Source organism: Lonsdalea britannica (genome assembly GCF_002111595.1).
Lineage (GTDB): Bacteria > Pseudomonadota > Gammaproteobacteria > Enterobacterales > Enterobacteriaceae > Lonsdalea > Lonsdalea britannica.
Genome location: NZ_LUTN01000006.1, coordinates 44,749 through 69,647 on the forward strand (window position 1 = coordinate 44,749; position 24,899 = coordinate 69,647).

Here is a 24,899-nt window from a genome sequence, read left to right on the forward strand (position 1 = left end):
CCGGGGTCTAGAAAAGTTAGCCATATCACCGACGCACATGCCGGTTAAACATGGTGATGTGCTTTAGGCAGGACAAGTATGCTGCGCCATCGACGTTAACAGCTCGCGGATAAACGTTAATCGCGCAGGGCGGTCGCTCAGGTCGGTGATGAACTTGAGGCGGGTTGGCCCATCTAACCGGTAGACGCCGGGCTCTCGCTGCAACAGACCAATCAAATGGCTCGGCTCGACACGGTTATTTTGGCTAAACTCAATAAAACCGCCTTTGTCGTGCCCTTCGATCCGCTTGATGCCCAATGACTGTGCCTGCTGACGTAATGTGGCAATTTGCAACAGATTGCGCGCGGCGTCCGGCAGCGGGCCGAATCGGTCAATCAGCTCAGCTCGGAGATCGGTTAACTCACCGTCGCCGTGGGCGCTGGCGATCCGTTTATAGAACGACAGTCGGGTATTCACGTCGGGGATAAAATCTTCCGGCAGGAGGGAAGGCAGGCGCAGTTCGACATCGGTCTGATTGCTGATCAGATCCTCCAGCGACGGTTCGCGACCTTCCTTGAGGGAGTCGACCGCGCTTTCCAGCAGCTCCATGTACAGCGAAAAGCCAACGCTTTCCATCTGCCCGCTTTGACCTTCGCCCAACAGTTCGCCTGCGCCGCGGATCTCCAGATCGTGGGTCGCGAGCGCGAAACCCGCGCCCAGATCTTCCAGCGAAGCGATGGCTTCCAGACGTTTGTGCGCATCCGTACTCATGGCTTTTGGATTCGGGGTCAACAGATAGGCGTAAGCCTGATGATGAGAGCGGCCAACGCGTCCGCGCAGCTGGTGAAGCTGCGCCAGCCCGAAATGATCGGCGCGTTCGATAATGATGGTATTGGCGCTGGGTATATCGATACCGGTTTCGATAATTGTCGTACATACCAGCACATTGAAACGCTGGTGATGGAAGTCGTTCATCACCCGCTCGAGATCGCGCTCGCGCATCTGGCCGTGGCCGATGGTGATTCGCGCCTCTGGCACCAGTTCGCTCAGTCGCTGCGCTGCTTTTTCAATGTTCTCGACGTCGTTGTACAGGTAGTACACCTGACCGCCACGCAGCGTTTCACGCAGAATGGCTTCTCGCACCACCAGGCTGTCATATTCGCGAACGAATGTTTTGACGGCCAAACGGCGTGCTGGCGGGGTCGCGATGATCGACAAATCGCGCATACCGCTCATTGCCATATTCAGCGTTCGCGGGATAGGCGTGGCGGTCAGCGTCAGGATATCGACGTTGGCGCGCATGGCTTTGATGCGCTCTTTGTGGCGTACGCCGAAGCGGTGCTCTTCATCCACAATGAGCAGGCCGAGATCGTGCCAATGAACATCGCTCTGCAACAGCTTATGGGTGCCGATGAGAATGTCGACTTTACCCTCGCGCGTTTGTTCCAGCACTTGGGACTGCTCGCTCTGACTGCGGAAACGGGAGATCATCTCGATGCGAACGGGCCAGTTGGCGAAGCGGTCGCGGAAATTATCGAAGTGCTGCTGAGCCAATAGGGTGGTAGGGACTAAGACGGCGACCTGTTTGTGGTTCTCGACCGCCAGATAGGCGGCGCGCATGGCGACTTCGGTTTTGCCGAAGCCGACATCGCCGCACACCAGACGATCCATCGCCAGCGGCTGGCACATGTCGCTCAGCACGGCGTTGATCGCCTGAGCCTGATCCGGTGTGGTTTCGAATGGAAAGCCTTCGCAGAACAACTGGTATTGGGCTTTATCGTGTTTGAAGGCGAATCCGCGCTTGGCCTCGCGCTGGGCATACACATCCAGCAGCTCGGCGGCGACATCGCGCACTTTCTCGGCGGCTTTTTGACGGGCGCGGACCCAGGCGTCGCCGCCCAGCTTGTGCAGCGGTGCGTTTTCGTCGCTGCGCCCGCATAGCGGCTGATCAGATGCAGCGAGGAGACCGGGACGTAGAGTTTATCGTTGCCCGCGTAATGCAGGATCAGGTACTCCGCCGTGATACCGCCCGCTTCAAGGGTGGTGAGTCCGGCATAGCGCCCCACGCCGTGTTCAAGGTGTACGACCGGTTGTCCGGTGCGCAGCTCCGCCAGGTTGCGGATCAGCGTTTCGGTATTAATGGCGCGGCGGTTGTCCTGACGTGGTCGGCTGACGCGTTCGCCCAGCAGATCGCTTTCGCATATCAGCGCCCAGTGTCGCAGGGTATCCACGAATCCATGTTCGCTCGCTCCAACCTGCAGATAGCAGCCGGAATCTTGCGCCTGCTCAAGACGGGCAATGGGTTTCGGCGCCAGTTTGATGCGTGACAACAGTTCCTGCAGCGTTTCCCGTCGGCCCTCACTCTCGACCGAGAAGACAATGCGGCCGCTGAACTGCTCCACGAAACGGCGCAGCGCATCGAGCGGGGATTTTTGCTGATGTTCGACGGCCAGCACCGGCAGCGTCTGGTAGCCAGATTGACGTTGGCGGCCTTCGACGGCAATGACTCCGTGCGCAGCTGTACGCGCGGCCATTGCTTGATTTCGCTCAGCAGCGTGTCGACCTGTAGCCACAGGACGGGCGGGGCCAGCAGCGGACGCATCGGATCGACGCTACGGCTGTCATAGCGCTGTTGAATGTCTTGCCAGAACCGTTCTGCGCTGTGCTGCAGATCGCCGCTGTTGACCAGTAATGTCCCTTCTGGGAAGTAGCTGAATAGCGAGGGCAGGGGCTGGCTGAAAAACAGCGGTTGCCAATATTCGATACCGGCGGGCCAGGTGTTTTTGCTGACCTGCTGGTAGACGTGCTCCGGGTCGCGTCGCACCTCAAACTGCTCTCGCCACTGGCTGCGGAACAGCTCGATGGCGTCTTTGTCCGTCGGGAACTCGTGAGCGGGCAGCAGGCTGATGTGGTCGACCTCATTCAGCGTACGCTGGGTATCGACATCAAACAGCCGCAGGCTATCGATGTCATTATCGAAGAAGTCGATGCGGAACGGTTCTTCGCTGCCCATCGGGAACAGGTCTAGCAACGCGCCGCGCGTAGCGAATTCCCCATGCTCCATCACTTGATCCACGCTGCGATAGCCCGCTTGTTCCAGCTGTTCGCGCAGTTTGTCGCGAGACAGATGCTGGCCTTTTTTCAACATCAGCGCATGCCCATGCAGGAACGTATGCGGGCAGACTTTCTGCATCAGCGTGTTGACCGGCAGGATGAGCACGCCACGCTCCATCAGCGGGAGCTGATACAAGGTCGCGAGTCGGGCAGAGATAATTTCCTGATGAGGCGAGAAACTGTCGTAAGGCAAGGTTTCCCAGTCCGGCAAGGTGGTCACCGGCTGATCCGTAAACTGTTGGATTTCGTCACGAAGCCGCAGCGCATTTTGCATATCCGGGGCGATCATCACCACCAGCCCTGCATGACGTTCGATGATTTCTGCGCATTCGACGGCGCACGCCGCGCCGGTCAATTCGCCCAGCAGGCGCTGCTCTCCCGCTTTGCGTGGCAAGGTATAACGGTATTGTTCAGGCATAGTCTGATTATCAGGTCTTAATCTCGGCCCCTCTAAGAAAAAGCCGGAGAGAGAGATAGTTAGGGTTCCATAAAGCGGTACTACCCTTTATTATCCTTGATCACTTTGCTTTAGCAACCTCATCCAGACGGATTTCATGTATCAACCTGTCGCGTTATTTATCGGCCTTCGCTACATGCGCGGGCGTGCCTCGGACCGCTTTGGGCGGTTTGTCTCCTGGCTGTCGGCTATCGGCATCACCCTCGGCGTGATGGCGTTGGTCACCGTCCTTTCCGTGATGAACGGATTCGAACGAGAACTGGAAAAAAGCATTCTGGGATTGATGCCGCAGGCATTGATTACTACGCCCCAGGGGTCGCTGAACCCTGGTCAGCTACCGGTTTCCGATTTGCAAAACCTCAAAGGCGTGACGCGTATCGCGCCCCTGACGACGGGCGACGTGGTGTTGCAAAGCGCGCGCGGCGTGGCGGTTGGCGTCATGCTGGGCGTGAATCCGGACGAAGACGAGCCGTTGTCGCGCTATCTGGTCAACACCCGTCAGCAGCAGCTGCAGCCGGGGGCCTATCAGGTCATCTTGGGCGAGCAGTTGGCGAGTCAACTGGGCGTTAAACGCGGCGAACAGTTGCGCCTGATGGTGACCAGCGCCAGCCAGCTTACGCCCATGGGCCGCATTCCTAGCCAACGTCTGTTCACGGTGGCGGGCACGTTCGCCGCGCAAAGCGAGGTGGACGGCTATCAGCTGTTGGTTAATCAGCAGGATGCCTCTCGACTGCTGCGCTACCCGCTCGGCAATATCACCGGCTGGCGGCTCTGGTTGCAAGAACCGCTGACGGTAGATTCGCTCAGTCAGCAATCGTTGCCCGCCGGGACCGTATGGAAAGACTGGCGCGAGCGTAAGGGCGAACTGTTTCAGGCGGTACGAATGGAAAAAAATATGATGGGGCTGTTGTTGAGTCTCATCGTGGCCGTGGCGGCCTTTAACATCATCACGTCGCTGGGACTGCTGGTGATGGAGAAACAGGGAGAAGTAGCGATTTTGCAGACGCAGGGATTGACGCAGCGTCAAATTATGGCGCTGTTTATGGTTCAGGGCGGCGGAGCGGCGTGTTGGGATCGCTGGTGGGGGCGTTGTTTGGCGTGCTGTTGGCCAGCAACTGAATACGCTGCTGCCGTTGCTGGGGCTGCTCATCGACGGCGGATCTCTGCCGGTCGTCATCGAGCCGCTGCAGGTAACGGTGATCGCGCTCGTGGCGATGCTGCTGGCGCTGCTCTCCACGCTGTATCCTTCCTGGCGCGCCGCCGCCGTCCATCCTGCTGAGGCTTTACGTTATGAATAAGAATTTATTGTTACAGTGCCGCCATTTGTGCAAGCGCTATCAGGACGGGAAGGTCTCGACCGATGTGTTGAAGGACGTCTCGTTTGAGATGGCGCCGGGCGAAATGATGGCGATAGTCGGGAGTTCGGGGTCCGGCAAAAGTACGCTGCTGCATTTGCTGGGCGGCCTGGATTCGCCGACCTCGGGCGACGTAATTTTCAAAGACAAACCGCTGAACACCTTGTCCCCCGCGGCCAAAGCGGCGTTGCGCAACCACGAACTGGGGTTCATCTACCAGTTCCATCATCTGCTTCCGGATTTCACTGCGTTGGAAAACGTGGCGATGCCGCTGTTGATCGGAAAAACGTCGCCGAAAGCCGCCAAAGAACAGGCGCGTGACATGCTGGCGGCGGTTGGACTGGAAAAACGCAGTCACCATCGCTCCGCAGAGCTTTCTGGGGGGGAGCGCCAGCGCGTTGCGATAGCTCGCGCGCTGGTGAACAACCCGTCCTTGGTGCTGGCCGATGAGCCTACCGGCAATCTCGATCAGCGTACTGCCGATACCATCTTTGAACTTTTAGGCGAACTGAACGTGCGTCAGGGCACCGCATTTCTGGTGGTCACGCATGATTTGCAGCTGGCGCATCGCCTCAGCCGACAGTTGGAAATGCGCGACGGTCAACTTCAGCAGGAACTGACGCTGGTGGGGGCACCGCAATGAGTTTTCCTCCACTTTCACTACGGGTGGGATTGCGGTTTAGTCGGGGACGTCGTCGCAGCGGCATGGTGTCGTTAATCTCGGCGATTTCCACGTTCGGAATTGCGCTGGGGGTTGCGGTGCTGATCGTCGGGTTAAGTGCGATGAACGGCTTCGAGCGTGAGCTCAAAAATCGTATTTTGGCCGTGGTGCCACACGGAGAAATCGAAGCGGTTAATCCGCCCTTTACTGGCTGGCAGGCGATGATTCCGAAGGTTGAAGCGGTGCCGGGCATTGCCGCAGTTGCGCCTTACATCAATTTCACCGGATTACTGGAACACGGCGCCAACCTGCGGGCCATTCAGTTCAAAGGGGTTGATCCACAGCAGGAGCTTCGTCTAAGCGCGCTGCCGCATTTTGTTCTGAACGATGCCTGGAGCCGTTTTCAGGCCGGTGAGCAGCAGGTCGTGCTGGGGAAAGGCGTGGCTGATGCTCTAGGCGTGAATGAGGGCGAGTGGGTGACGGTGATGATCCCCAACAGCGATCCGCAGATGAAGTTGCTACAGCCTAAGCGCATCCGTTTACACGTCACCGGTATTCTTCAACTGAGCGGGCAGCTCGATCACAGCCTGGCATTAGTGCCGTTGAAAGATGCGCAGGGGTATCTGGATATGGGCGAAGCGGTAACCGGTCTGGCGCTGAAGATGGATGATGTGTTTGCCGCCAATCAACTGGTGCGCGATGCAGGCAAGGTAACGGAAGAGTACGTTTACATCCGCAGCTGGATTGGCACTTACGGCTATATGTATCGCGATATTCAGATGATCCGCACGATTATGTATCTGGCGATGGTATTGGTGATTGGGGTCGCCAGTTTCAATATTGTCTCCACGTTGGTGATGGCGGTGAAAGACAAGAGCAGCGATATCGCCGTATTACGAACGCTGGGCGCCGGGGACGGACTGATACGCGCCATTTTCGTCTGGTATGGTCTGCTGGCGGGCCTGCTCGGCAGCGTGCTGGGAGCCATCGTTGGGATTATCGCCACGCTGCAGCTCACGCCGTTGATCCGCGGTATCGAAATGATAACCGGCCATCGTTTTCTGTCCGGCGATATCTACTTTATTGACTTCCTGCCGTCAGAACTGCATGCCGCTGACGTCATACTGGTGTTGGTCACCGCGTTAGCGCTCAGCCTGATCGCCAGCTGGTATCCCGCACGCCGGGCCAGCCGCATCGATCCTGCCAGAGTGTTGAGCGGGCAATAAGCAGGGACACAACGTTCACGGCTCAGTCGCGGTAGCGTCAAACTCTGAGCCAGCGGGAGTGAAGGGAGTAGGGTATGTATTACGGGTTCGATGTCGGCGGCACCAAAATAGAAATCGGTGTGTTTGACGCCGACTGGCGGCCGGTATGGCAAAAGCGCGTGGCGACGCCGCGCGATGACTATGGTCAGTTGCTGACGACGCTGAAGCTACTGACTGATGAAGCTGATACGGTGGCCGGAAGCCTGGTTCCATCGGCATCGGCGTACCCGGTTTGTACGAACAAGACGCTGGGACGTTGTTTACCGCTAATCTGCCCTCCGCCATGGGGCGTACTTTGCATCAGGATCTTACCCGCCTGTTGCAACGGGAAATCCGCATTAGCAACGACGCCAACTGTTTTGCCCTTTCTGAAGCACATCACCCTGACTTCCGCCATTCTCCGGTCATCTTCGGTCTTATTTTGGGGACCGGGGTGGGGGGCGGCCTGATCGTCAACGGCCACCCGGTGAATGGCGCCAACGGCATTGCTGGCGAGTTCGGGCACACCCGGTTACCCGCGGATGCGCTGGATATTCTTGGCGCTGAATTGTGCCAGGCGCCCTGCGGATGTGGTCGAAAAGGGTGTATTGAAAACTATATTTCAGGTCGGGGCTTCGAATGGCTATATCAGCATCGCTATTCGCAGCCCCTGCCCGCCACCGCCATTATCCAGCGCTATGACGCCGGCGATAAGCAGGCTCAGATCCACGTCGAGCGTTATATGCGGCTTTTGGCCGCTTGTCTGGGTAATCTGCTGACGTTGCTTGACCCGTCTCTTCTAGTGCTGGGCGGCGGCCTTTCTAATTTCGACGCTATTTATTCATTATTGCCGCGTTATTTACCTGACTTCCTGTTACCTACAGCACGTTTGCCTTCGATCGAAAAGGCGCGCTATGGGGATGCGGGCGGTGTGCGGGGAGCGGCTTTGCTACACTTACTGGAGCCTTAAGGAGCAAACATGCATTCGCATCGGCGTTTAGGCCGTTTTCGTCAGGGGAAGCGTATGCGTCATCAGCGTTTGCGTGCGCGTATTTTTCACATTGATTATCTGGCGGTGAAACACGTGAAAAAACCTCGTGTGGTGGTACTCACCGGCGCGGGTATTTCTGCGGAATCCGGCCTTCAAACTTTTCGCGCTGCTGATGGGCTGTGGGAAGAGCATCGTGTTGAAGATGTGGCGACGCCGGAGGGATTCTTGCGGGATCCGGCGCTGGTTCAGCGTTTTTACAACGACCGACGCCGTCAGCTGACGCAGCCGGAGATTGTCCCGAATGACGCCCACCGAGCGCTGGCGCAGTGGGAAGAGATATTGGGCGACGACTTTTTACTGGTCACGCAGAACATCGATGATTTGCATGAACGGGCCGGGAGTCAGCGCGTGGTGCATATGCACGGCGAGCTGCATAAGGTGCGTTGCGATCGAAGCGGACAAGTATTCGAACGTGACGGGGACGTCGGTGAAGACGAACGGTGCACGTGCTGTGAAATTCCGGCACGTTTGCGTCCTCACATTGTTTGGTTCGGCGAAATGCCACTGGACATGGATCGCATATATCAGGCATTGACCGAAGCGGATTTCTTCATTGCCATCGGCACATCGGGCAACGTCTATCCCGCAGCCGGATTTGTTTATGAGGCGCATCAGCACGGGGCGCATACGGTTGAGCTTAATCTTGAACCGAGCCAGGTCGAAAGCCATTTTGATGAGAAAATTTATGGCCCAGCCAGCCAGGTGGTGCCGGATTTCGTCCGCCGTTGGTTGCTTGCGCACATCAGCATCTCGTTTTAAGCCGTTTGTCTCACCGGTCACGTGAAGACAAACGTCTGGCGCGAACTTCCGCTTAATCGAGATAGCGTCCAGTGAACCCGTTAGGGAATACTCAGGCCCATGCCGCGCATGGGCCTTTTTTACATCGTTTTTATTGGGTTACTGTTTTGCAGTCATGGGGGCGCTGGTAGTGCCGCGTCGCGGGGCAACGGCCATCCAGATTTCGCTTTGCAGAAAAGGTTTGTGGGGCTGCGCTTAATTTTCATGTGATCAAGAGAGCAGGGATACTGTTCTGTTTAGTTATTATTGCATGCCCAGTGTGTCATCATAGGGCAAATGCAATGATTGATAGGGTATTTCGGCCATTGCCTAAGATAAAAAACATTATAATGTTCTGATAAAGGCCATCGATCGCGAGTATGGCAGGTCAATTATCTTCCCGAGCGAGCGTGAGTGAGCGTATGTACGTGTTGCGTTGGAAATTTATAGTGATGGCAGCGGTCCTCATGGTCCTTTCTGGTTGCAGCCATCATGCGCCGCCGCTGAACGGGCGCTTGAGTGATTCCCGGGAAGTCAAAGCACAGTTACACCAGCAACTGGCCGAATGGCGTGGAACGCCCTACCGCTATGGGGGCCTTAACCGCCGTGGCGTGGATTGTTCGGGTTTCGTCTATCTGACATTCCGAGACAAATTTGGCGTGCAGTTGCCGCGCTCAACGGAAGATCAGGTCGAAGTGGGCACGCGTATCGATAAAGAAGACCTGTTGCCGGGCGATCTGGTGTTTTTCAAAACCGGAAGCGGGAATAGCGGTATGCATGTGGGCATCTATGATGCTAATGAGCAATTCATCCATGCTTCCACGAGCAAAGGCGTGACGCGTTCATCGCTTAACAATGTTTATTGGAAACGAGCCTATTGGCAGGCTCGCAGAATCTGATGGAGCTCGATGCATCCTTGAGTCTCTGAACCGATATTTTTAGGGTGTTAAGAGACAGCATCGAAAGCTCCACGGTTAGAATCCCGAACGTAATGAAAGGCCTATTGTGAAAGTTGGTTGAGTATTTGTTGTGTATCGTGGTTGTAATATTATCAGTGTTCTGAAATTGAAAATGTTTGTTAATAAACTGCAACGCTTATTGGGGGTTTGTCTGAAAAGTGAAAAACGAATTGTGTTCTCTTGCGCTCGCATTATAGAGTGATTGTAAGACGTTCTTTTATTCAGTTTTCACCCTGCGCAGTTTTTATTATGACCATCGCATTCGCGTGATCTTAACCGTCTTAATTTATTAGACTTATGATTAATATATGACAAACGATCAATCGATTAATAATGACTGATTGAGTTGTGGTGAATGGAAACGTGCGATGTTTGACGTCTCTGTTCGGGTGAATGTTCACATTATCTGATTCTGGCTAAAACACTATGCGTATCCAGCTTGATGTGGAGTATATCAGCAACTACCTATTTTCACCGGTCTATAGCCTAGACGCCCGGCTTCTCGCCGTGGAAATGACTGGCCGCTTTCACAGCGTCGCCGGCAATCTGGCTATGCCCCAGAGTATCTTGTTGAGCCTGCTCGATAGATCGCAGAAGGTTGCCTTATTTAAAGAGCAACTTCTTATTATTAAAAGCAAAGCGTCATGGTTTCGAGATAATCAGGTGATGGTTTTGCTCAAGATTGATCGTGCTTTGTCTGAATTAGTTATTCGTGATGAAAAAATTAAAATGACGCTTAACGAACTTTCTTTTATCCAACTCGAAATTAATGAGATTTATCCTAACCTCGACGAAGGTAAGGAAAATCCTAATATTCTGGCGCTCAGTGAATCGTTTAATTTGTGGCTGGATAATTTCGGCTCGGGAAAAACCAATTTGAAACCATTTTACGATGGCTTATTTCGCCATGTGAAATTGGATCCTCGTTTCGTCCAGCGCTTATTAACTCGTCCGACGGAAGTCTCTATGATCACCCCCATGCTGAGCGTCATCAAAAAGCATAACGCCGGAATGATGGTGATTGCTCAGGGAATTGATAGCCCAGCCTTGCTTGAAAAGTCATACGATCTCGACATCAGTGGCGTTCAGGGGCAACTCTGGCCTGCGGTGCCGTTAGAACAGCTGGATCAGAAACTACCCGCTGCGGTGTGCTATGGGTAAATCTGTCGCGTAATCCATCTCTTCTGCTCATTAATATCCTTATCTTTACTCAGTGTTAATTCCTTGTACACCGCTCTACACTGCGGTAAAAAGAGGATCCGACCATGCCGAACCCGCTTAAATTCCATAATCGTTACTACCAGCAACTACCCGATTTCTACACCCCGGTGGAACCTTCTCCGTTGCAAGGCGCCAGGCTGCTTTACCACAGTCAAGCGCTGGCCAACGAGCTGGGATTGTCCGCAGAATGGTTTACGCCTGAGAACAGCCCTATTTGGTGCGGTGAAAAACACCTGCCAGGTATGCAGCCGCTTGCACAGGTCTACAGTGGACATCAGTTTGGCGTGTGGGCCGGTCAATTAGGGGATGGTCGGGGAGTTTTACTTGGCGAGCAGCTGTTAGCCGACGGACGCCACGTTGACTGGCATCTTAAGGGGGCGGGGAAAACACCTTATTCGCGTCAGGGTGACGGGCGTGCCGTATTGCGTTCGGTGATCCGTGAGTTTTTGGCCTCTGAGGCATTACATGCTTTGGGGATCCCGACGACACGTGCGCTGACGATCGCCACTAGTGAACAAGGGGTGCAGCGTGAAACGGTAGAGCGGGGCGCAATGCTTGTGCGCATTGCGGAAAGTCATGTGCGATTCGGCCATTTCGAACACTTTTATTATCGTCGCGAGCCCGAGAAAGTCCGTCAGTTGGCTGATTTTGTCATTGAGCACCATTGGCCGCAGTGGCATCTGGAGTCGGATAAATATCGCCTGTGGTTCACCGACGTGGTGGAGCGCACCGCGCGTCTGATTGCGCACTGGCAGTCGGTGGGCTTCGCGCATGGCGTAATGAACACCGATAATATGTCCATTCTGGGTATGACAATTGACTACGGCCCGTTCGGCTTTTTGGACGATTACGATCCCCATTTCATCTGCAATCACTCTGATTACCAAGGGCGTTACTCTTTTGATAATCAGCCAGCAGCGGCGCAGTGGAATCTACATCGGCTGGCTCAATCGCTCTCTGGCTGATGTCGCCGGAAGTGTTGCAGTCAGCGCTGGATCGCTTCGCGCCAGTATTAATGCAACGGTACGGCGAGCTGATGCGCGCGAAACTGGGCTTCTCGTTTGCAGACCCAGCGGATAACGACATCCTGACGGGATTATTTCGTCTCATGCATCAGGAAAAAGCCGACTACAACCGAACTTTCCTGCTGCTATGTGAGACGGAAGCACACAACGAGCGTTCGCCGCTGCGCGATGAGTTTGTCGATCGCGAAGCATTTGACCGCTGGTTTGCCGCTTATCGACGCCGACTGCTACTTGAGCCCGATGACGAGGTTGTCCGGCAGAAAAACATGCAGAACGCCAATCCAACGTACGTATTGCGTAACTATCTGGCGCAACAGGCCATTGAACGGGCTGAACAGGACGATATCGAAGCGCTGTCGCGTTTGCACCGTGCTATTAGCCAGCCTTTCAACACAGAGCCGGATTTGACTGAGCTGTCAGCGCCTCCGCCTGAATGGGGAAAACATTTGGAAATTTCCTGTTCCAGCTAAATAGCCCTGGCATTTTTCATGATGGATCTGCGAGTTGGGCGGGAGGCGCTCTGAAGTGATAAAGGGACTTGCGCGGCGAATTTACACCCGGTCGGCTCGTTTTGTGAACAGATTCCCTTTCGAAAGACAAGTTTCTGCAAAATAAGTTCACTCCGGCTGGAGCAAAAATTATTTTCTGTTTATATACTAGCGTTTAAAGCAATCTGAATTCATACCCGCTCAGCTTATCCGACTGGTTTCCTTTCAACGAAGCGCAGTGGTTTTCCGTAATATACAAAAATCTCTTTTATCCTGCGGCAAGGGCGAGTACTGAATTCGGTTAGGTAAAAAACAGGGGATCATTGGATGTTGTTAGCAAAAAGAAAAACGCAAGGGCTGCGACTGGGCATGACGGGAGGCGCACTCTGGCTGGGCGGCCTGCTTGCGTTTTCAGCTCAGGCGGCCACGCAAACCATGCTGTCAGGGACGACGACGCCAATATCCACCGCTGCACCTGCCACCGCCGGTCTGCGGGGACAGTTGCCAGCAGGCATGACGCTACATTATGACTCTGCGCTTCGCGGGCTGTATGCGCAAATGGCTGAGCAGCCGATGTGGTCAGATAGTCGGGCAGTCAGTGCTTTCCAGCAACAATTAGCCGAGCTTGCGCTAGCTGGCATTCAGCCACAGTTCACCACCTGGGTTTCTTGGTTGACCGATCCTAAACTGACCGGGTTGGCGCGGGATCGTGTGCTTTCCGATGCGATGCTGGGCTATCTGCAGTTTGTCTCCGGCGTAGAAAAAAACGGAAGCAACTGGTTATACGCCAATGTGCCCTATACGTTATCTTTGCCTCCGTCAGGCTGATTGCGGAGTGGCAAAATGCGGTTAAAGAAGGTCGCAGCGCCGAGTTTGTGGCCTCTTTGGCGCCAAGGCACTCCCAATATGCGAAGATGCATGAAGCGTTGAAGGCGAGCCTGCTGGATAATCGCCCATGGCCGAAATTGCAGCTTGCGGGAACCTTGCGTCCGGGCGATCAAAGCAGCGAGTTGACCGTTCTGCAGGAAATTTTGCAACGCACCGGGATGTTGGCGTCGAATACGACCACGCTGCCGCTGTTCAATGAATCTTCTTCGACCGACGGCAGTGTGAACGTCACGCCATCAGGAGCAGAGAATGTTTACACGGGCGAATTGGTGGATGCGGTTAAGCGCTTCCAGCATTGGCACGGTTTGCAGGATGATGGCGCGATTGGGAAACGAACTAAAGACTGGCTGAATGTGTCCTCGCAGATGCGAGCAACGTTGCTGGCGCTAAACATTCAGCGGCTGCGTTTAATTCCCGACAATGTATCAACCGGTATCCTGGTCAATATTCCTAACTTTTCACTGACCTACTATCAAAATGGTGCGGAAATTTTATCCTCTCGCGTCATTGTCGGACAGCCAAAACGCAAAACCCCGATGATGAGCAGCGCCTTGGTCAACGTGGTGGTAAATCCCCCTTGGAACGTACCAACGACGCTGATCCGTCAGGACATCATCCCTAAAGTGATTATGGATCCGGGGTATTTGCAGCGTCATGGGTATACGCTGTTGTCTGATTGGAGTGAGAATGCTCAGCCAATCGATCCTTCCATGATCGATTGGTCTCAGGTTTCGGCTGAGCGATTCCCCTATCGTCTGCGTCAGGCTCCGGGAAGCACTAACTCGTTGGGGCGCTACAAATTCAATATGCCGAATTCCGAGGCCATCTATCTTCACGATACGCCGAACCATAATCTGTTCCATAAAGATATTCGGGCACTGAGCTCGGGTTGCGTGCGAGTCAATAAGGCCGCTGAGCTGGCGGGCTTGCTGTTGCAAGATGCGGGCTGGAACAGCGCGCGGGTTTCTTCCACGTTGGAAGAGGGCAATACGACTTATGTCACCATGCGCAAACGTATTCCGGTGAGCTTCTATTACCTGACGGCTTGGGTCGCAGAGGATGGTAAAGCGCAATATCGTACAGATATTTACAATTATGATGGCCGGTCAAAAACCGGTGAAAGCACACTGTCTAAAGTCGGGTTATTACTGCAGTAAACAAGGATTTCCGTAAGTTACGGCTGAGTCAGCCCGCCCAGGGGGGAGAAAAGGTGATAACGCCCCCCTGTCGGGCGGGTTGACTCAGCTAATGACGACGGTTAAGGTTCAAAGCGGTGCGCGTTTTGTGCCCTCACACCGATTATTAGCCTGGGTAATATTGTTATATGGAACACATCGATAACCATCGTCGCAAATGGTTGACGCTCGGAGGAGCTGCTCTGGGCATAGCCTTGCTTCCCGGTCAGTCACTCGCCTCATTATCAACTGCACGTCCTCGAATTTTAACACTCAATAATCTTAATACGGGCGAACGCCTCAAAGCAGAGTTTTTCGATGGACGACGGTATATCAAAGAAGAACTTACCCGATTAGATTATTTCTTTCGTGACTATCGTGCGAATAAAATCAAAAGCATTGATCCGCAACTTTTCGACCAGTTATATCGATTGCAGGTCATGTTAGGAAACAATAAGCCGGTACAGCTGATTTCTGGTTACCGCTCTCGTGGCACGAATGAGGATCTTCGCTCGCACAGCCGTGGCGTTGCCAAGCAAAGCTACCATACGCAAGGTAAAGCGATGGACTTCCATATTGAAGGCGTGCAACTCGCGAATATTCGAAAAGCTGCCGTCAAGATGCGAGCTGGCGGCGTCGGATACTATCCGCGTAGCAACTTCGTCCATATTGATACCGGTCCCGCGCGTACCTGGTAAGGCATAGAATAAAAACGCGGCCAGGTTCAATGAATCATCGGCTGTGAAGGCGAAAGCGGAGCGATATGAAATACCAAATTATTCCTGTGACGGCATTTAGCCAAAACTGCACCTTGTTGTGGGCTGAAGAGAGTGGGGATGCTGCTTTAGTCGACCCAGGCGGAGAGGCTGAAAAGTTGAAGCAAGCCGTGGCCCAAGCTGGTGTGACGGTTAAGCAAATCCTTTTGACCCATGGACATTTGGACCATGTTGGGGCGGCAGCGGAACTTGCCAGCTATTATCAGGTGCCTATCAAAGGTCCGCAGCGTGCCGATGCATTCTGGTTGGATGGTCTGCCAGCGCAAAGTCGGATGTTTGGTCTTGATGATTGTCAGCCATTGACGCCGGATGAATGGCTGGATGAAGGCGATACTGTGGCCATCGGCGAAGTACAGCTCTCAGTCTTGCATTGTCCGGGGCATACGCCGGGCCACATTGTCTTTTTTAATGAGTCTGCGCGGCTGGCGATTTCCGGCGATGTGATCTTCAGAGGCGGCGTGGGTCGTAGCGACTTCCCCCAGGGGAATCATGAAGCGCTGATTCAGTCGATTACCACAAAACTGTTGCCGCTGGGTGATGATGTTGCTTTTATCCCCGGGCATGGACCGATGTCGACTTTCGGTGAAGAACGCCGGACTAACCCGTTTTTGCAGGGAATGACTGTCAGGTAACAGATCGGTTGAACACCTAAACTCAGGCGAATAAAAAAGCCAGCCCGGTTGATACGGAGCTGGCTTTTTATTGTCTATCGATTCACGTCTTATAACACGGCAACAATAGCCTCACACAGCGGAGCCATATTTTCTGGCGTCATGCCGGCCACATTGACCCGGCCGGAATTGACGGCATATACGCCAAACTCATCGCGCAGGCGAATGACTTGCTCTTTGCTCAGTCCGCTAAACGAGAACATACCGTTCTGCTGGATTATGAAAGAGAAATCCTGTTGCGCGCCTTTTTCTTGAAGGGTATTCACAAACAGCTGACGCATACGTTGAATACGCTCGCGCATCGCTGTCAGTTCCTGCTCCCAAATCCCCCGTAGAACGTCGTTAGACAAAATCGTCGCTACGACAGCAGCTCCATGAGAAGGCGGGTTAGAGTAGTTTGCACGAATCACCGCTTTTATCTGACTAAATGCGGTATCGACTACCGCGCTATCCGCGGCAACCAACGTACAGGCTCCCACTCGTTCGTTATACAAGCCAAAGTTTTTGGAATAGGAGCTCGCGACCAGCAGTTCTTGATGTTTGGCAGCGAAAGTGCGCAGACCCTGAGCATCTTCATCCAAACTGTTAGCAAATCCCTGATAGGCGAAATCAAAGAGGGGCAACCAGCCTTTCTGCTGTGAGAGGGAAGCCAATTGGCCCCACTGTTCAGGCGTAGGGTCAATCCCCGTAGGGTTATGGCAACAACCGTGGAATAAAACGATGTCGCCAGTCTGAGCGGCACTCAGGCTTGCCACCATGCCATCGAAATCCAGTTTGTGCGCAGTGGCATCGTAGTAGTCGTAGTCACAGACTTCCAGTCCCACCGCTGCAAAGACGTTTCTGTGGTTAGGCCAGGTTGGATTACTGATCCAAATACGTTTAGCCGAGGTGTTATGCGCAATAAAATCCGCTGCAACACGCAGAGCTCCGGTGCCCCCAGGTGTTTGGGCTGTCCGAGCGCGCTTATTTGTGATGATGTCGTTATCTTTGCCGAACAGCAACTCTTGGGTGCGGAGTGCAAATTCCGGTAAGCCATCGATGCTGAGATAGTTTTTGCTGACTTCATTTTCAAGCAAATACTGTTCTGCTTTTTTTACGCTGGTTAATACAGGTGTTTTTCCGGTTTCGTCCTTATAAACACCGATACCCAGATTGATTTTATGAGGACGCTCGTCAGCGCGAAAGAGATCGGCTAACCCAAGAATAGGGTCGGCTGGAGCAGCAGAGATTTTTTCAAACATTGCGCAGTAGTTCCGTGACTGAATTTAAGCAATAGAGCTAGCAGGTTAACGCTAGCGCCAGGCTTTGCCAACCGTTTGCATCAAAGAAATGACATTTACTGGGAAAGGAAGAACACAAGCAGGTCAACAGAATGTTAGCTTTTACATAAACTAAAACGCCAGCCGGAGATACCGGCTGGCGTGTAATCTAAACCTGGTTTTTTCAACTAAACTACCAAAAAAGGCAGATAATCTTTACTCAGATTAGAACTGGTAAACAACACCCAGTGCTACGCGGTCATCGTTAGCGACACGGTATGCGTTATCGTTGTCCAGCAGGTTGATGTCGTATTCAGTGTAGACGGACATGTTTTTGTTGAACGCGTAGTTAGCACCCAGGCTGACGTATTTGCTTACGTAGTCATTGTTGCCGTTAGAGTCGTCTTTCGCTTTGGCGGAAACGTAACCCAGAGACGGAGTCAGACCGAAGTCGAAGGTGTACTGCGCGACAGCTTCGAATACTTTGGTTTTGTCTGCGGTGCTTGTGAAAGCGGTTAAACCGTTACCGATATAGGTCAGGTTGCGGTATTCACCGTAGGTCGCGGCCAAATAAACGCTGTTAGCGTCATATTTCAGACCTGTAGCCCAAGCTTCAGCACGGTCACCGTGACCATCGTCTGATTGATCGGTAGTACGGTCAACGGTTTCATAAGAACCGATTACACCCACGCCGATCGGTGAAGTGTAAGAAGAAGACACACCCCAGCCGTCGCCATTCTGGCGTTCTACAACACGAGAACCTTCGTTTTTGCCTTGGTACTGTACGGCGAAGTCCCAGCCATCAACCAGGCCGAAGAAGTTTTTGTTGCGGTAGGTTGCTACGCCAGAGCTACGGCCTGTGATGCTGTCGGTGTACTGGCTGTCGCTGCCAAATTCTGGCAGAACGTCGGTGTAAGAAATACCGTCGTAGGCGATGCCCAGGTTACGACCGTAGTCGAATGAGCCGTAGTCAGCGAATTTGAAGCCAGCGTAAGCGTAGCGAGTTTTGCTAGCAGATGCATTCTGGTTTTCAGCGCCTGAAGCATTGAATTCATATTCGAAACGACCGTAACCGGTCAGTTCGTTAGTGATCTGAGTTTCACCTTTGAAGCCAAGACGAGCATAAGTTTTGTCGCCATCGTTATCGGAGTCATCGGAGAAGTAGTGCAGGCCAACAACTTTGCCGTAAAGATCCAGCTTGTTGCCGTCTTTATTATAGACTTCAGCTGCATTTGCTGCGCCTGCAGCTAACAAAGCCGGGATTACCACTGCAAGAAAATTGCGCTTCATCATTGTTACCCTCATTGGTGTTATTGGACACCTACATTTGCCTCGAAAATTTCTTACGGAACTTTTGTGGCAATTGTGATGTCTTCCTGTGTCTGCACGCAGTTTTCCATTCACTAGGTCGTTAAGCTACCCTAAAAATGATACTAAGTTCGTAATCAGGTAACCATTGGAAAATATGTATTACAAAATGTAAAAACCACTGAACTTTTTACAAGAATGCTAAATAAAAGAAGGGGCCGTTATAAACGGCCCCTTCGCTATTCTAGATATTTGTTTTGCTTATATTAATTTTTTATTAAAAGCTCGCGTTACGTGGAGTTCGAGGGAACGGAATGACATCTCGAACATTTTGGACGCCGGTCACATAAGCGACCAAACGTTCGAAACCAAGACCGAATCCGGAGTGGGGAACCGTGCCGTAACGGCGCAGATCGCGGTACCAACTGTAGTCTTCTTTGTTCAGTCCCATTTCTTCCAGGCGACGGTCAAGATGGTCAAGACGCTCTTCACGTTGAGAGCCACCGATAATTTCACCGATACCCGGCGCCAAAACATCCATCGCGGCAACCGTTTTACCATCATCATTCATGCGCATATAAAACGCTTTGATATCTTTCGGGTAATTTTTAACCACCACGGGCGCTTTAAAATGTTTCTCAGCCAGATAGCGTTCGTGCTCTGAAGACAGGTCGATGCCCCAAGAAACCGGGTTTTCGAATGTTTCGCCGCAGTTTTCAAGAATAGTGATTGCGTCTGTGTAATCCACCTGAGAGAAATCGGCATGAATAAATTCCTCCAGACGGGTCAGCGCCTCCTTATCTACGCGCTGAGCGAAAAATGCCATATCGTCCGCGCGTTCTTCCAGAACAGCTTTAAACACAAACTTGAGCAGGTCTTCAGCCAGTTTGGCCGTATCTTCCAGATCGGCGAAAGCGACTTCGGGCTCGATCATCCAAAATTCAGCAAGGTGACGACTGGTGTTCGAGTTTTCAGCGCGGAAGGTCGGGCCAAAGGTGTAGATTTTGGATAGGGCGCAGGCGTAGGCTTCCCCATTCAGCTGGCCGGATACGGTCAGAAAAGCTTCTTTACCGAAGAAATCTTCATTGAAATCAACCGCTCCCTGTTCGGTACGCGGCAGATTTTCCAAATCCAATGTGGATACGCGGAACATTTCGCCAGCGCCTTCAGTGTCGGAGGCGGTAATCAACGGAGTGGAAACCCAGTTGTAACCTTGCTGGTGGAAGAAGCGATGGACGGCTTGAGCCAGTGTGTTACGGACGCGGGCGACAGCGCCGATCAGGTTGGTGCGTGGACGCAAGTGAGCGACTTCCCGCAGGTATTCTATACTGTGACGTTTGGCCGCCATAGGGTAGGTGTCCGGATCGTCAACCCATCCCACTACGCTCACGTTAGTCGCCTGCAGCTCGAAGCTTTGGCCCTGACCGGGGGATGCGACGACTTTACCCGTGATTTCCACTGAGCAGCCGGTCGTCAGGCGCAGAATATCACTCTGATAATTCTCAAGATTATTATTAACCACGGCCTGTAGTGAATCAAAGCAGGAACCGTCATAGACGGCAATGAAGGAAATACCGGCTTTAGAATCTCTCCGGGTACGTACCAGCCGCGCACGGTGACTTCGTTGTCAACGGCGACACGGCCTTGCAGTACGTCGACTACAGGCACTACGCTCATAACATTCTCTCTTTGAATAAAATATGTTTAAAAAACAGTAAACGCCCTAGCTTAGGGCAGCATTGCTATGTTACTTGCCGGTATGCAGGACACAAGTAGAAATCACCGGAATGCAATAAGTTTTGTGCATTCCGGCGTCACTGGATTAAAGATTAAGCGATGGTCAGTGGGAACCGGCGTTTTAACTTGCCTTACGGACCTGTGGCAGGTCAAAAGCTTCACGCAGAGCGCTAACGAATGCCGGGTCGTGGCAAATGGTTTTTCCCGGGCTGTCAGATAATTTTGCTACCGGTCGTCCGTTACATTCGACCAACTTGATGACGATATTGAGCGGGGTGACGCCCGGAATATCGCAGGTAAGGCGCGTACCGATGCCAAAAACAAGATCGATGCGCTGCCAGAAATGGCGATATAGCGCGATTGCTTTATCCATATTCAGGCTGTCAGAGAAGACTAACGTCTTCTCCATCGGATCTATGCCGAGCGAAAGGTAATGCGCGATTGCTTTTTCGCCCCACTGGATAGGATCCCCTGAATCGTGGCGCAAGCCCTGATAGGCTTGCGCAAAGCGCGGGTCAAAATCCCTGAGGAACGCATCCATGGCGATGCAGTCTGTCAGAGCGATACCCAGTTGGTCGGGATATTCCTGTAGCCAAGCTTCCAGCGCCGCACGCTGGCTGTTTTCGAGCGTTGGACTGATTTGTTGATGCGCCTGAAACCATTCGTGAGCCTGGGTTCCTACCGGCGTCAGCTGCAGTCTCCGCGCGAGATCATAATTGCTGGAACCAATCAGATAAGGAAACTCAGCTTTCAGCGTACGCACGATGTTGAATTGCACATCGCGAGAGAATCGACGACGTGTGCCGAAATCCATCAGCTTGAAACGAGACAAATCCATGCCGGCGTTTGCCGTTTTGAACTGGTTGAGCGTTTGTTGCAGCTGTGCGAGTGCGTCGTTCACGCTGACCCGCGGTGAGCGCGAGCGGTGAACGACTTCGCTGACGACCGACAATAAAGGCACTTCCCACAGAATCACTTCACGCCAGGGGCCCGCGATGCGAATATCCAATCGGCCTGATGATTGCTGATGTGAACCTGTCGGGGATTGAAGCGAAACGTCTTCAGCCAATTCAGATAATCCGTTTTGAAGAAAGGCAGCGCCGAAAGATAGTCAAACTCGTCCTCGCTGAGCGCCAGGCTGCCCATGGCCTCCACCTGTGCGGAGATCTCCTCCGCATACACGCCTAGTTTTTCGTCACCGCGGCAGCGGAACTCCGCCGCCACCTCAACATCGTAATACTGATGGTAGACAGCCTGCTGCATATGCAGTTTGTAGGCATCGGTATCCAGCAACGAGGTCAATATCGGGGAAGGGTTACAAGTCATAATGCGTTACAGCATCCTCGTTCAACGCAGTTAAGCGGTTAAAACGATGACGGAAGGGCTCGGAACCTTCCCAAAATCGTCTGTTTGTTCGCGCTATATCACCATAACGGGCGGATTTAGGCGAGATTCAAATGTGCGATTGTGAAAATAAAGTGTCTATTTTTTTGCCGTTTTTAACATTAGTGTTTGAAACCCAATGTTTTTTATACTAAACAAAAATTTAAAAAAAAAACGCGTTGCTCATGATTCAAAAGCGAGAAATAGGGAATGTTTGCATTCCGTATCAGAGATCCTTTTAATAGAGGTAACAGTTTGTTCAATAAAGAATCTGTGTGTGAAAAAACCGCATTTTGATGCGTTGTTCCGACGGTTCGAAGGGAAATGACAAACGCTGAATTCACCTCTTGGTACGTCTATATTGAAAGACTCGGTGGTTTAACTCAGTTTACGCACCGTCGAACAACGCCGGCGCTGAATGAGAAAAACTCGCGTCCTTATTGAAATGGCGCTTCTGAACTCCGGCGGGCCTGATTGCATGACCTGTCGCCATTACTGTCCGTCACAAAGGTAACGATTTATGAGCCAGCAACCCCAAGTAAAATATCGGCACGACTACCGCGCGCCGGACTACACCATCACCGACATCGCATTAGATTTCGACCTGGGCCCGGATAAAACGCGGGTGATCGCTACCAGTCAGGTTATTTTGCAGGGCGAAACCGGCGCCCCCTTGCGGCTGGACGGTGAAGGATTGCACCTGATCGATATTCTGGTGGACGGCCAGCGCTGGACAGAGTACCAACAGCTTCCCGATGGCCTGGAACTTAATGGGTTGCCGGCCAAATTCGCGTTGCAGATCGAAACAGAAATCAACCCGGCCGCCAACAGCGCGCTGGAAGGGCTGTATCAGTCCGGCGATGCGTTGTGTACCCAATGCGAGGCCGAGGGGTTCCGCCACATCACCTATTATCTCGACCGTCCCGATGTACTGGCGCGTTTCACCACCCGCATCACCGCTGATAAAAATCGTTATCCCTACCTGTTGTCGAACGGCAACCGCGTTGCACAGGGCGAACTTGCCGATAACCGCCACTGGGTTGAATGGCAGGACCCGTTCCCCAAACCTTGTTATCTCTTTGCCTTGGTGGCGGGCGATTTTGACGTTTTACGCGACACGTTCACCACGCGTAGCGGTAAAGACGTCGCACTGGAACTGTACGTCGATCGCGGCAATCTCGATCGTGCCGATTGGGCCATGACGTCGCTCAAAAATGCAATGAAGTGGGACGAAACGCGCTTTGGTCTGGAGTACGACCTCGACATCTATATGATCGTCGCCGTCGACTTCTTCAACATGGGGGCGATGGAAAACAAAGGACTGAACGTCTTCAACTCTAAGTACGTTCTGGCTAAAGCGGAAACCGCAACCGATAAGGATTATCTCAATATTGAAGCGGTGATCGGACACGAGTATTTCCACAACTGGACCGGCAACCGCGTTACCTGCCGCGACTGGTTCCAACTCAGCCTCAAAGAGGGCCTGACGGTCTTCCGCGATCAAGAATTCAGCTCCGATCGGGGGTCGCGTCCCGCTAACCGGATCGACAACGTTCGCGTTATGCGCGGTGCGCAGTTCGCCGAAGATGCCAGCCCGATGTCGCATCCTATCCGACCGGATCAGGTCATTGAGATGAATAACTTCTACACCCTGACGGTCTACGAAAAAGGGTCTGAGGTTATTCGAATGATGCATACGCTGTTGGGCGAAGAGAAATTCCAGGCCGGAATGAGGCTGTATTTCGACCGTCATGACGGCAGCGCCGCAACCTGCGACGACTTTGTTCAGGCGATGGAAGATGCTTCTGGCATCGATTTGACGCAGTTCCGTCGCTGGTATAGCCAGTCCGGAACGCCTGTGCTGACGATCCAGGACGACTACGATGCGGCGAATGAGCAATATCGTCTGCAGGTTACGCAAAACACGCCGGTCGGTCATGACAAGCTGCGTAAACAGCCGCTACACATCCCACTGGATATCGAACTGTATGACCACGAAGGTCAGCCGATCCCGCTGGTGCAAAATGGTCAGTCAGTCGGTTCCGTGCTCAGCGTGACCGAACCCGAGCAGACGTTTGTGTTCGAACAGGTGCCATGTCAGCCGGTGCCTTCTCTATTAAGAGAGTTTTCTGCGCCGGTGAAAGTCAACTACAGCTGGGGCGACGAACAACTGACCTTCCTGATGCGTCATGCGCGCAATGCCTTTTCGCGCTGGGATGCGGCGCAAAGTCTGCTGGCTAGCCACATCCGTCTAAACGTAGCGCGCTATCAGCAGAAACAGCCGTTATCGCTGCCATTGCATGTGGTTGACGCTTTCCGCGGCGTTTTATTGGATGATTCGCTGGACCCGATGCTGGCCTCGCAGATCTTGTCGTTGCCTGGCGAAAATGAAATCGCGGAACTGTTCGATATCATCGATCCTGAAGCGATTTCCGCCGTGCGTCATGCGTTGACCCAAACGCTGGCGAAGGAAATGGCTGACGAGCTGCTGGCGGTGTATCGCGACAATCAGACGCCGGCCTATCGCGTCGATCAGGACGACATGGGGAAACGCGCGCTGCGTAATGTGTGCCTGCACTATCTGGCGTTTGGCGACGAACAGCAGGCGGATGCTCTGGTGAGTCGTCAGTTCGAACAGGCCGACAATATGACAGACTCCCTGGCGGCGCTGTCAGCGGCGGTGAGCGCATTATTGCCGTGCCGCGATGCGCTGCTGGCGTCATTCGACGAACGCTGGCATCAGGATGGTCTGGTCATGGATAAATGGTTTACGCTTCAGGCGACCAGCCAAGAAACCGACGTCCTTGATCGTGTGCGAGCGCTGTTGAAACACCGCTCTTTCAGCTTGAACAACCCGAACCGTTTGCGGTCATTAGTGGGTGCCTTTACCTCAGCCAACCCGGCGGCCTTCCATGCTTCTGACGGCAGCGGCTACCGTTTCCTGACAGAAATGCTGGTCGATCTCAATACGCGCAATCCACAGGTCGCCGCCCGTTTGATCGAGCCGTTGATCCGCTTGAAGCGCTACGATCACGGGCGTCAGGAACAGATGCGCAAAGCGCTGGAAACGCTGAAAGCGTTGCCTAATTTGTCGGGAGATTTGTTCGAGAAGATTACGAAGGCATTAGAAGCCTAAACGCTTTTAAGCGCAGCCTTGAGCCTATCGCTGGCGTCGCCGTCATATAAACTGGCGACGTAAAAAGGGTTAACACAGAAAGTCGAGGGGCGTTTCATCGCAGGATAGTCGAGGCCATGTTGAAGCACGAAAGCAGGGCTTTAATGTACCGCAACGTTTTGACGATGATGAAAAGCAGTGGTGCTTCACACGAAAAAACATCGCTTTATGTCACTCTGAAACAGCCGCTCGCCTG

Annotated in this window: 12 protein-coding genes and 6 pseudogenes; 12 read left to right on the forward strand and 6 right to left on the reverse strand. The window is 53.2% G+C overall.

Annotation, left to right across the window (positions count from 1 at the left end):
- Window positions 1-63 precede the first annotated feature (63 nt).
- Window positions 64-3,511 (reverse strand): annotated as a pseudogene (gene mfd, locus AU509_RS06835) (transcription-repair coupling factor).
- Window positions 3,512-3,647: 136 nt separating this feature from the next.
- Between mfd and lolC the strand changes: the two are divergent.
- The 11 genes and pseudogenes from lolC (at window position 3,648) to AU509_RS06890 (ending at window position 15,802) form a co-directional block, all read left to right on the forward strand.
- A pseudogene (lolC, locus tag AU509_RS06840) lies at window positions 3,648-4,848 on the forward strand (lipoprotein-releasing ABC transporter permease subunit LolC).
- On the forward strand, window positions 4,841-5,548 hold the full coding sequence (gene lolD, locus AU509_RS06845) for a lipoprotein-releasing ABC transporter ATP-binding protein LolD (protein WP_085650865.1): 708 nt from the start codon (window positions 4,841-4,843) through the stop codon (window positions 5,546-5,548). The pseudogene lolC and the gene lolD overlap by 8 nt, the downstream one beginning before the upstream one ends.
- Window positions 5,545-6,792 (forward strand): lipoprotein-releasing ABC transporter permease subunit LolE, encoded by a 1,248-nt coding sequence (gene lolE / locus AU509_RS06850; RefSeq protein ID WP_094117977.1) that lies wholly within the window; start codon window positions 5,545-5,547, stop codon window positions 6,790-6,792. The genes lolD and lolE overlap by 4 nt, the downstream gene beginning before the upstream one ends.
- A gap of 74 nt (window positions 6,793-6,866) precedes the next feature.
- Window positions 6,867-7,780: pseudogene (gene nagK, locus AU509_RS06855) on the forward strand (N-acetylglucosamine kinase).
- Window positions 7,781-7,789: 9 nt separating this feature from the next.
- Complete coding sequence (cobB, locus tag AU509_RS06860; protein ID WP_094117978.1) at window positions 7,790-8,620, forward strand: Sir2 family NAD+-dependent deacetylase; 831 nt, start codon at window positions 7,790-7,792, stop codon at window positions 8,618-8,620.
- A gap of 470 nt (window positions 8,621-9,090) precedes the next feature.
- A complete protein-coding gene (locus AU509_RS06865; protein ID WP_409359750.1) occupies window positions 9,091-9,537 on the forward strand; it encodes an NlpC/P60 family protein in 447 nt (148 codons plus the stop codon).
- A gap of 486 nt (window positions 9,538-10,023) precedes the next feature.
- Complete coding sequence (locus AU509_RS06870) at window positions 10,024-10,758, forward strand: EAL domain-containing protein (protein WP_085650862.1); 735 nt, start codon at window positions 10,024-10,026, stop codon at window positions 10,756-10,758.
- A 104-nt stretch (window positions 10,759-10,862) separates the two neighbouring features.
- Window positions 10,863-12,313, forward strand: a pseudogene (locus AU509_RS06875) (protein adenylyltransferase SelO).
- A 345-nt stretch (window positions 12,314-12,658) separates the two neighbouring features.
- Window positions 12,659-14,376 (forward strand): annotated as a pseudogene (gene ldtD / locus AU509_RS06880) (L,D-transpeptidase).
- Window positions 14,377-14,543: 167 nt separating this feature from the next.
- Window positions 14,544-15,092, forward strand: coding sequence for a YcbK family protein (locus AU509_RS06885; RefSeq protein ID WP_026742703.1), 549 nt, complete (start codon window positions 14,544-14,546; stop codon window positions 15,090-15,092).
- 65 nt (window positions 15,093-15,157) lie between these two features.
- Window positions 15,158-15,802 (forward strand): MBL fold metallo-hydrolase, encoded by a 645-nt coding sequence (locus AU509_RS06890; protein WP_094117979.1) that lies wholly within the window; start codon window positions 15,158-15,160, stop codon window positions 15,800-15,802.
- Between the two features lie 89 nt (window positions 15,803-15,891).
- Here the strand turns inward: AU509_RS06890 and AU509_RS06895 are convergent, their stop codons facing one another.
- The 5 genes and pseudogenes from AU509_RS06895 to AU509_RS18875 all read right to left on the reverse strand — a co-directional run bounded on the left by AU509_RS06895 (window position 15,892) and on the right by AU509_RS18875 (window position 21,471).
- Complete coding sequence (locus AU509_RS06895; RefSeq protein WP_094117980.1) at window positions 15,892-17,082, reverse strand: amino acid aminotransferase; 1,191 nt, start codon at window positions 17,080-17,082, stop codon at window positions 15,892-15,894.
- Between the two features lie 243 nt (window positions 17,083-17,325).
- The gene (locus tag AU509_RS06900) at window positions 17,326-18,393 is read right to left on the reverse strand and encodes a porin (protein ID WP_085650857.1); all 1,068 of its coding nucleotides are present in this window, start codon (window positions 18,391-18,393) and stop codon (window positions 17,326-17,328) included.
- 292 nt (window positions 18,394-18,685) lie between these two features.
- Window positions 18,686-20,085, reverse strand: a pseudogene (gene asnS, locus AU509_RS06905) (asparagine--tRNA ligase).
- Window positions 20,086-20,266: 181 nt separating this feature from the next.
- Complete coding sequence (gene pncB / locus AU509_RS06910; protein WP_303393917.1) at window positions 20,267-21,214, reverse strand: nicotinate phosphoribosyltransferase; 948 nt, start codon at window positions 21,212-21,214, stop codon at window positions 20,267-20,269.
- Window positions 21,118-21,471 (reverse strand): beta/alpha barrel domain-containing protein, encoded by a 354-nt coding sequence (locus AU509_RS18875; protein WP_303393918.1) that lies wholly within the window; start codon window positions 21,469-21,471, stop codon window positions 21,118-21,120. The genes pncB and AU509_RS18875 overlap by 97 nt, the downstream gene beginning before the upstream one ends.
- A 577-nt stretch (window positions 21,472-22,048) precedes the next feature.
- Between AU509_RS18875 and pepN the strand changes: the two genes are divergently transcribed.
- Complete coding sequence (gene pepN, locus AU509_RS06915; RefSeq protein ID WP_094117981.1) at window positions 22,049-24,664, forward strand: aminopeptidase N; 2,616 nt, start codon at window positions 22,049-22,051, stop codon at window positions 24,662-24,664.
- Window positions 24,665-24,899 lie beyond the last annotated feature (235 nt).